General features: G+C 71.4%; 7 protein-coding genes. 6 read left to right on the forward strand and 1 reads right to left on the reverse strand.

Features of this window, described 5'->3' with window-relative positions; genetic code table 11:
* The 3 genes from ACFWM7_RS31185 to ACFWM7_RS31195 all read left to right on the forward strand — a co-directional run.
* Nucleotides 1-239, forward strand: a 239-nt coding sequence (locus ACFWM7_RS31185; protein ID WP_383266995.1) for a TadE family type IV pilus minor pilin, incomplete at its 5' end; no start/stop codon positions are given.
* Between the two features lie 170 nt (nucleotides 240-409).
* Nucleotides 410-1,090: an Rv3654c family TadE-like protein gene (locus ACFWM7_RS31190; protein ID WP_383266998.1), complete on the forward strand. Its 681-nt coding sequence runs from the start codon at nucleotides 410-412 to the stop codon at nucleotides 1,088-1,090.
* A gap of 95 nt (nucleotides 1,091-1,185) precedes the next feature.
* A complete protein-coding gene (locus tag ACFWM7_RS31195) occupies nucleotides 1,186-1,749 on the forward strand; it encodes a TlpA family protein disulfide reductase (protein ID WP_383267001.1) in 564 nt (187 codons plus the stop codon).
* Nucleotides 1,750-1,772: 23 nt separating this feature from the next.
* On the opposite strand, the gene ACFWM7_RS31200 is transcribed toward ACFWM7_RS31195, so the two are convergent.
* The gene (locus tag ACFWM7_RS31200) at nucleotides 1,773-4,253 is read right to left on the reverse strand and encodes a DEAD/DEAH box helicase (RefSeq protein ID WP_383267004.1); all 2,481 of its coding nucleotides are present in this window, start codon (nucleotides 4,251-4,253) and stop codon (nucleotides 1,773-1,775) included.
* Between the two features lie 79 nt (nucleotides 4,254-4,332).
* Between ACFWM7_RS31200 and ACFWM7_RS31205 the strand changes: the two genes are divergently transcribed.
* The 3 genes from ACFWM7_RS31205 to ACFWM7_RS31215 all read left to right on the forward strand — a co-directional run bounded on the left by ACFWM7_RS31205 (nucleotide 4,333) and on the right by ACFWM7_RS31215 (nucleotide 8,181).
* A complete protein-coding gene (locus tag ACFWM7_RS31205; protein ID WP_003967428.1) occupies nucleotides 4,333-4,686 on the forward strand; it encodes an STAS domain-containing protein in 354 nt (117 codons plus the stop codon).
* A 199-nt stretch (nucleotides 4,687-4,885) separates the two neighbouring features.
* Nucleotides 4,886-5,356, forward strand: coding sequence for an ATP-binding protein (locus ACFWM7_RS31210; RefSeq protein WP_383267007.1), 471 nt, complete (start codon nucleotides 4,886-4,888; stop codon nucleotides 5,354-5,356).
* 395 nt (nucleotides 5,357-5,751) lie between these two features.
* Nucleotides 5,752-8,181: a sodium-translocating pyrophosphatase gene (locus ACFWM7_RS31215; RefSeq protein ID WP_383267010.1), complete on the forward strand. Its 2,430-nt coding sequence runs from the start codon at nucleotides 5,752-5,754 to the stop codon at nucleotides 8,179-8,181.
* The last annotated feature ends 79 nt before the right edge of the window (nucleotides 8,182-8,260 follow it).

Here is an 8,260-nt window from a genome sequence, read left to right on the forward strand (position 1 = left end):
GCGTGGATGCGGCCCGGGCGGGGGCCCGGGCCGCGGCCCGTTCGGAACCTGCGGCGGCGGTGGTGGATACCGCGCGTGACGCGGCGCCCGACGGCGCCCGGGTCGCGGTGGGGCGGGCGGGAGGCCTGTGGCGCATCCGGGTGGAGGCGCCGACCCAGGGGCCGGGCGTGCTGGCCCTGACGTTGAGCGCCGAGGCGGCTGCCCTCGCGGAGGACACGGTGGGGAGCGCGGGGCCATGAGGGCGAGGGAGAGCGAGGGCCGGGGGTTGGTCGGGAGTCGTCGTCATGACGTGTTTCAGCGGTGGGGCCGGGGGCGAGGCCGGGTCGGGGTCCGGAGTGCGGGCAAGGAGGTGGGCGGAGGCGTGGATGGGGGCGTGGAGGGGCGGATGGGCCGTGATGGGGGCCGAGTTATGGGTCGTGGTGCGGACCGGGACACAGGCGGTGGGGCTCGCCGGATCGAGGGCCGGGAGGTGGACCGGGGCACGGGCCGAGGGGTGAGCCGGGGCAGGGACCAGATCTCGGGCCGTGGGGCGGGCAGTATTGGCCGGGGCGTGGGCCGTGGGGCGGATCGGGGTGTGGCGACGGTGTGGGTGGCTGTTACCGCGGCCGGCTTGTGCACCGTGTTCGCCGTAGTGCTCGCGCTGGGGCAGGCTGTGGCTGCCCGTCACCGGGCGGGCGGGGCCGCGGATCTGGCGGCTCTCGCGGCTGCGGACCAGGCGCTGGAGGGAGCGGTGGCCGCGTGTGAGGCCGCCCGGAGGGTAGCCCTGGCGCAGGACGCCGTGGTCGTTCGCTGCGCGGTGCACGGGGAGATCGCCGATGTGACCGCCCGCTCGGGATTCGGGCCCTACCTACCCACGGTCAGGGCGAGGGCCGGGCCGCCGACTGACCCCGTGGCCGGGGCCGCGACTGATCCCTTGGCCGGGTCGAAGACCGATCCCCTGGGCGGGCCTGCGACCGATCCCCTGGGCGGGTCGCCGACTGACCCCGCGGCGCCCTCGGTCGATCCCTTGGCCGAGGCTGCGGCCGATTCGCCGGCCGGGCCTCCAACTGGCCTCAGGGCAGGGCCTCGAACGGCCGTCCCGCCGCAGTGACCGACAGGGGCGCCCGGGTCCGGTGGGCCGTCCGGGGAGTGATCGTCGGGGCAGTCATTCTGCCGGCCCCGGTGTTCCGCGGGGGTACGTGCGCCTTGGCCGCGACTCCGGTGGCATCTACCGCGGTTGCCGTCCTGCTGGCCGCGCTGGCGGGTTGCTCGACATCGCCCCTCCCTGCGGACGACGCCGGCGGGCCAGCGCCGCTGAAGTCGTACGCGGTCGCCGACCGGGTGGCGATGCCGGAGATGGCGGGTCAACGCGTCGACGGAGACGGCAGGTTCAGCCTGAAGGGGCTGCGGGGCAAGGTCGTCGTGGTCAACGCGTGGGCATCGTGGTGCGGGCCATGCCGTGCGGAGGCCCCCGGGCTCTCCCAGGTGCACGAGGAGCTGCAGGGCAAGGGCCTGCGGGTGGTGGGAGTCAACGCGGACGTGTCGGTCGGCGACGCACGGGCCTTCGAGAGGGACATGGAGCTCGCGTATCCGAGCCTGCACGACCCACAGGGACGGCAGATGCTTCAGCTTCCGAAAGGGCTGGTGAACACCGTCGGATATCCGTTCACGATCATCGTCGACCCGGAGGGACGGATCGCCGCGACCTGGATCGGAGCGATCGGTGAAGCGGAGCTGAAGCGGTTGGTCACGCCGCTGTTGCCGTTCTGACGGAACCTCCCGGCAGTGTGGGATCAATCCTTCGGCGTGGTTGATTCGTCCGGTTCCGGGGGCGCGGCCCTGAGGAGTTCGGTGAGCAGGCGTACGGCTCCGCGTTTGTGCAGCGGCTCGTTGCCGTTGCCGCACTTGGGGGACTGGATGCAGGAGGGGCAGCCCGCCTCGCACTCGCAGGACGCGATGGCTTCCCGGGTCGCCGTCAGCCACGAACGGGCGGTGCGGAAGGCCCGCTCGGCGAATCCGGCGCCACCCGGGTGGCCGTCGTACACGAAGACCGTCGGCAGGAGGGTGTCCGGGTGCAGCGGTACGGAGACGCCGCCGATGTCCCAGCGGTCGCAGGTGGCGAAGAGGGGGAGGAGGCCGATCGAGGCGTGTTCGGCGGCGTGGAGGGCGCCGCCCAGGACCTCCGGGTTGATGCGGGCCGCTTCGAGTTGGTCCTCGGTGACGGTCCACCAGACGGCGCGGGTGCGCAGGGTGCGGGGCGGCAGGTCGAGTTTCGTCTCGCCCAGGACTTCCCCGGTGATCAGCTTCCGGCGGAGGAAGGAGACGACCTGGTTGGTGACCTCGACGGAGCCGTAGCAGAGCCTCCCCTGGCCCCAGGGGATCTCGGTGTCGGTTTCCAGGACGGTGATGGCCGTGGTGTCGCGGGCGACCGTCGAGTACGGGGGTTCGGCCTGCTCGACCAGGGCCACGGAGTCCTCCAGGTCCAGTTTCCGGACCAGGTGGGTGCGGCCCTGGTGGAGGTGGACGGCCCCCTCGTGGACGGCGGTGTGGGCGGCGGCCGCGTCGACGGTGCCCAGCAGTCGGCCGGTGCCTTCCTCGACGATCTGGATCGGGCGGCCGCCCCCGCCCCGGATGTCGGCGAGGTCGGCGGCCCGTTCGCGGCGGGTCCAGTGCCAGCCCGATGCCCGTCTGCGCAGCAGTTTCGCCGCCTCCAGCTGCGGCAGCAGCTCGGGCACGGCGGGGCCGAAGAGCGCGATGTCGGGTTCGGTGAGGGGCAGCTCGGCGGCGGCGGCGCACAGGTGGGGGGCCAGGACGTAGGGGTTGTCCGGGTCCAGCACCGTCGACTCGACGGGCTGCCGGAACAGCGCCTCCGGGTGGTGCACCAGGTACGTGTCCAGCGGGTCGTCGCGGGCCACGAGGACGGCCAGGGCGCCCTGCCCCGAGCGGCCGGCGCGGCCCGCCTGCTGCCAGAGGGAGGCCCGCGTGCCCGGGTAGCCGCAGATGACCACCGAGTCGAGGCCGGAGACGTCGATGCCGAGTTCCAGGGCGGTGGTGGCCGCCAGGCCGAGCAGTTCGCCGGAGTGCAGCGCCCGCTCCAGGGCCCGGCGCTCCTCGGGGAGGTACCCCCCGCGATAGGCGGCGACCCGCTTCGGCAGCGAGCGGTCGACCTCCGCCAGGCGCTCCTTGGCGATCACCGAGATGAGTTCCGCGCCGCGCCGGGAGCGTACGAAGGCGACCGAGCGGACGCCCTGGAGGGTCAGGTCGGTGAGGAGGTCGGCGGTCTCGGCCGTCGCGGTACGGCGTACCGGGGCGCCCTTCTCGCCGTGCAGATCGGTCAGCGGGGGCTCCCACAGGGCGAAGACCAGCTCGCCGCGCGGGGAGGCGTCGTCGGACACCTCGACGACCGGCAGGCCCGTCAGACGCCCGGCTGCGACCGCGGGATCCGCCGCCGTGGCCGAGGCCAGCAGGAAGACCGGATCGGCCCCGTAACGGGCGCACAGGCGACGCAGGCGGCGCAGGACCTGGGCGACATGGGAGCCGAAGACGCCCCGGTAGGTATGACATTCGTCGATCACGACGAACCGCAGGGCGCGCAGGAACGAGGACCAGCGGGGGTGGGAGGGAAGTATGCCGCGGTGCAGCATGTCGGGGTTGGTCAGGACGTAGTTGGCGTACTGCCGTACCCATTCGCGTTCCTCGACCGGGGTGTCGCCGTCGTAGACCGCAGGTCTGACGGCTTTGCCGAGCGGGGCCGCGAGCGCTTTCACCGAGCGCCGTTGGTCGGCTGCCAGGGCCTTCGTGGGGGCGAGGTACAGGGCGGTGGCCCCGCGGCCGTTCGGGGCCTCGGAGCCGTCCAGGAGGGTGCTGAGGACCGGCGCGAAGTAGGCGAGGGACTTCCCGGAGGCCGTGCCGGTGGCGATCACGACCGATTCGCCGTCCAGGGCGTGCTCGGCCGCGGCCGCCTGATGCGCCCACGGATGGTCGATCCCGGCTTCTTCGATCGCCGAGACCACTTCTGGCCGCACGCGATCCGGCCAGATGGCATGGGTTCCCGATCTCGGGGGCAAGTGCTCCGTATGAGTGATGCGCGCGGCCCGGCCCGCCCCTGTGGCGAGCCGGTCGAGGATCATGGCGGGAGAGGGGCGCGAGCCCCTGCTCTCGGGTGGTCGTCCGGGACGGTGATTCTTGGCCATCGGCACCGAGTGTGTCACTGGCGTGACGGACAATGGTCCCAAGGCGTCGTGCATGGCTGCTGGTAAGTGATTGAATGCCATCGCGGCTGGCGATCCGTCCCCTGGCCTCCGTCGGGGAGAGCGAGGGGCGACCGCTCGATAGCAAGGTGCTGGAGGATCCGTGGACCTGTCCCTGTCGACTCGCAATGTGTCCGGCCCTGGTGGCGACCGTACGGTCGTCGAGGTCGGTGGCGAGATTGATGTGTATACCGCGCCCAAGCTGCGCGAGCAGTTGGTCGAGTTGGTGAATGACGGCAGCTACCACTTGGTTGTCGACATGGAAGGCGTCGACTTCCTCGACTCCACCGGCCTCGGCGTGCTCGTGGGCGGCTTGAAGCGTGTCCGGGCCCATGAGGGCTCGCTGCGCCTGGTCTGCAACCAGGAGCGCATTCTCAAGATCTTCCGGATCACGGGTCTGACCAAGGTGTTCCCGATTCACACCACGGTCGACGAGGCTGTCGCCGCCACCGACTGAGGTCGGAGCGGACCGGCCCCCGGGCCGGTCGGCAGGCAGTGAACAGGCCGGCAGCGGCAGCGCATGGGCCGCGACGGGCAGACGGTCGACCTTCGGGTCGGCTGTCGGCCTTGTCGGCTTCCGGAGGAGGAGAGCAGGGGTGCCGGGCGACACGCCCGGGGCCCCTGAGGCGTACGCCCGAACGTTCGAGGGGGATGGCATGGCCACCGTTGAACTCCGCTTCAGCGCCCAGCCTGAACATGTCAGGACGGCCCGCCTGGTGGCGGCCGCCGTGGCGCGCCGGGCCGGCGTGGACGAGGCGGTGCTCGACGAGGTCAGGCTCGCCGTCGGCGAAGCGTGCAGCCGCGCGGTCGGGCTGCACCGCAGTCACGGCATCACCGCGCCGGTCAGCGTCGCGTTGACGGAGGAGGAGAAGGCGTTCTCCATCGAGGTTGGGGACAGTGTTCCCGGCCCCGGCGAGGATCCGGCCCTGTCCGGCGCGCGTAACGGCGCCGGTGCTTCCGGGGCGGGGCAAGGCCGGCCCGATGCCGAGAGCGACGGCGAGGGTGAGGACGAGATGGGCCTCGCGGTCATCAGCGGTCTCGTCGACGACGTGGAGGTTCGCTCCGGTGTGGGCGGCGGCGTGATCCGCATGAGCTGGCCCACGGCCGACGCCGCGGTACGGCCCTGAGGCCCGCGCCCGAGCCCGCGCTCGTGTTCCCGGGGTGCTGAGCCCGCGCCGCGTCCCCGGGGTGCCGAGGCGCACGCCCGGGGTGCTGAGGCCCACGCCCGCGTTCCTCAGTCGCTGAGCCCGCGCCCGTGTTCCCGAGTCGCTGAGCTCGTGGGTCACGAGGTGCGTGGGTGATGTGATGTTTCGTTTTTCCAGGCCCTGCTGAGCAGGGCCTTTTTTTCTTGAGGAGCCCCGCATAACGCGTCTGCCCCATTACTGCATTCGAGGAGAATCACTCCGCTGATCTTTCGGCGTTGGAGGGAGAGCGATCATTTCTCTTCCCACCCACTGTTTTGATCAGGTTCCGCTCCCTACAATCCGTCCACGACTTGAGCGCTGAGCGTCAAGGAGGACGTATGGCGGAGTTCTTCACCACCCCAATGGCAGCACTGACGCAAGAATCCGCACTTTCCGACCGACCCGTCTCCCTCGCGGCGGCGGTACTCACCGACGGCAACCGGCTGATCGTCATCATCGTGGCGGTCGTCGCCGTCGCCGCGCTGATCGTCGCCCAGCTGCTCGTACGCCAGGTCCTGGCGGCCGGTGAGGGCACCGAACGGATGAAGGAGATCGCCGCGGCGGTCCAGGAGGGCGCGAACGCCTATCTGGCCCGACAACTGCGCACGGTCGGTGTCTTCTCCGTCGTCGTGTTCTTCCTGCTGTTCCTGTTGCCGGCCGACAACTGGTCGCAGCGCGCGGGGCGTTCCCTCTTCTTCCTGGTGGGCGCGCTTTTCTCGGCGGCGACCGGATACATCGGCATGCGGCTCGCCGTACGGAGCAATGTGCGGGTTGCCGCGGCCGCGCGGGAGGCGACTCCCGCGGAAGGCGAACCGGAAAAGGATCTCACCGCCGTCTCGCACAAAGCGATGAAGATCGCTTTCCGTACCGGTGGTGTGGTCGGAATGATCACCGTGGGGCTTGGTCTGCTCGGCGCCTCCTGCGTGGTGCTCGTCTACGCCGCCGACGCGCCCAAGGTGCTGGAGGGATTCGGTCTCGGCGCAGCGCTGATCGCCATGTTCATGAGGGTCGGCGGCGGGATCTTCACCAAGGCCGCGGACGTCGGCGCCGACCTGGTGGGCAAGGTGGAGCAGGGCATCCCGGAGGACGATCCGCGGAACGCCGCCACCATCGCCGACAACGTGGGCGACAACGTCGGTGACTGCGCGGGCATGGCCGCCGACCTCTTCGAGTCGTACGCCGTCACGCTCGTGGCAGCCCTTATCCTCGGGACGGCCGCGTTCGGCGACTCCGGACTCGCCTTCCCCCTGATGGTCCCGGCGATCGGCGTCGTCACCGCGATGATCGGGATCTTCGCGGTCGCCCCGCGCCGCGCCGACCGCAGCGGGATGACCGCGATCAACCGCGGCTTCTTCATCTCCGCGGTGATCTCGCTCGCCCTGGTGGCCGTCGCCGCCTTCACCTATCTGCCGTCCTCGTACGCCGAGCTGGACGGGGTCGCCGATGAGGCGATCGCCGGGCACGGCGGCGATCCGCGGATCTTCGCCCTGGTCGCGGTGGCCATCGGTATCGTCCTGGCCGCGCTCATCCAGCAGCTGACCGGCTACTTCACCGAGACCAACCGCCGCCCGGTCCGGGACATCGGGAAGTCCTCGCTCACCGGTCCGGCCACCGTGGTGCTCGCGGGCATCTCCATCGGTCTTGAGTCGGCCGTCTACACCGCGCTGCTGATCGGCCTCGGCGTCTACGGGGCGTTCCTGCTGGGCGGTACGTCGATCATGCTGGCGCTCTTCGCGGTCGCGCTCGCCGGGACGGGGCTCCTCACCACGGTGGGCGTCATCGTGGCCATGGACACCTTCGGCCCGGTCTCGGACAACGCCCAGGGCATCGCCGAGATGTCCGGGGACGTCACGGGCGCCGGCGCCCAGGTGCTCACCGACCTGGACGCGGTCGGCAACACGACCAAGGCCATCACCAAGGGCATCGCCATCGCCACCGCCGTCCTGGCGGCGGCCGCGCTCTTCGGGTCCTACCGTGACGCCATCGCCACGGCGGTCGACGACGTCGGGGCCGGGGCGGGCGACCTCGGGCTGAGCCTGGACATCTCGCAGCCCAACAACCTCGTCGGCCTGATCCTGGGCGCGGCGGTCGTCTTCCTCTTCTCCGGGCTGGCCATCAACGCGGTGTCCCGGTCCGCCGGATCCGTGGTCTACGAGGTCAGGCGGCAGTTCCGTGAGCGCCCCGGGATCATGGACTACTCGGAGAAGCCGGAGTACGGGCGCGTCGTCGACATCTGCACCCGCGACGCCCTGCGCGAGCTGGCCACGCCCGGGCTCCTCGCGGTGCTGGCGCCGATCGCGGTCGGCTTCACCCTCGGCGTCGGCGCGCTCGGTTCGTACCTCGCCGGCGCGATCGGCACCGGGACGCTGATGGCGGTGTTCCTCGCCAACTCCGGCGGCGCCTGGGACAATGCCAAGAAGCTCGTCGAGGACGGCCACCACGGCGGCAAGGGCAGCGAGGCCCATGCCGCGACCGTCATCGGCGACACGGTCGGCGACCCGTTCAAGGACACGGCGGGCCCGGCGATCAACCCGCTCCTCAAGGTGATGAACCTGGTCGCCCTGCTCATCGCCCCGGCGATCGTGCAGTTCAGTTACGGAGCGGACGCGAACCCCTGGGTGCGGGCGTTGGTGGCCGTCGTGGCCATCGGGATCATCGTCGTCGCGGTGTACGTCTCCAAGCGGCGGGGCATCGCCGTGGGCGACGACGACGCGTCGGGGGACGGCGGCCCCTCGGTACCCGCGCCGGATCCGGCAGCGGCCCCGTGACCCGTACGCGAGGGAGGAGCGGCGGCTCTGCTCCGAGGTGACACGTGATCAAGGAGTGGGCGGGCGGCGCGTGCTGACG

The sequence above is a fragment of the Streptomyces sp. NPDC058375 genome (assembly GCF_042723425.1).
GTDB lineage: Bacteria > Actinomycetota > Actinomycetes > Streptomycetales > Streptomycetaceae > Streptomyces > Streptomyces durocortorensis.

Bases quoted from the DNA above. Each gene is read 5' to 3' on its own strand.
- ACFWM7_RS31190 (WP_383266998.1), top strand. From the start codon at position 410: ATGGGTCGTGGTGCGGACCGGGACACAGGCGGTGGGGCTCGCCGGATC.
- ACFWM7_RS31200 (WP_383267004.1), bottom strand. From the start codon at position 4,253: ATGGCATTCAATCACTTACCAGCAGCCATGCACGACGCCTTGGGACCA.
- ACFWM7_RS31210 (WP_383267007.1), top strand. From the start codon at position 4,886: ATGGCCACCGTTGAACTCCGCTTCAGCGCCCAGCCTGAACATGTCAGG.
- ACFWM7_RS31215 (WP_383267010.1), top strand. From the start codon at position 5,752: ATGGCGGAGTTCTTCACCACCCCAATGGCAGCACTGACGCAAGAATCC.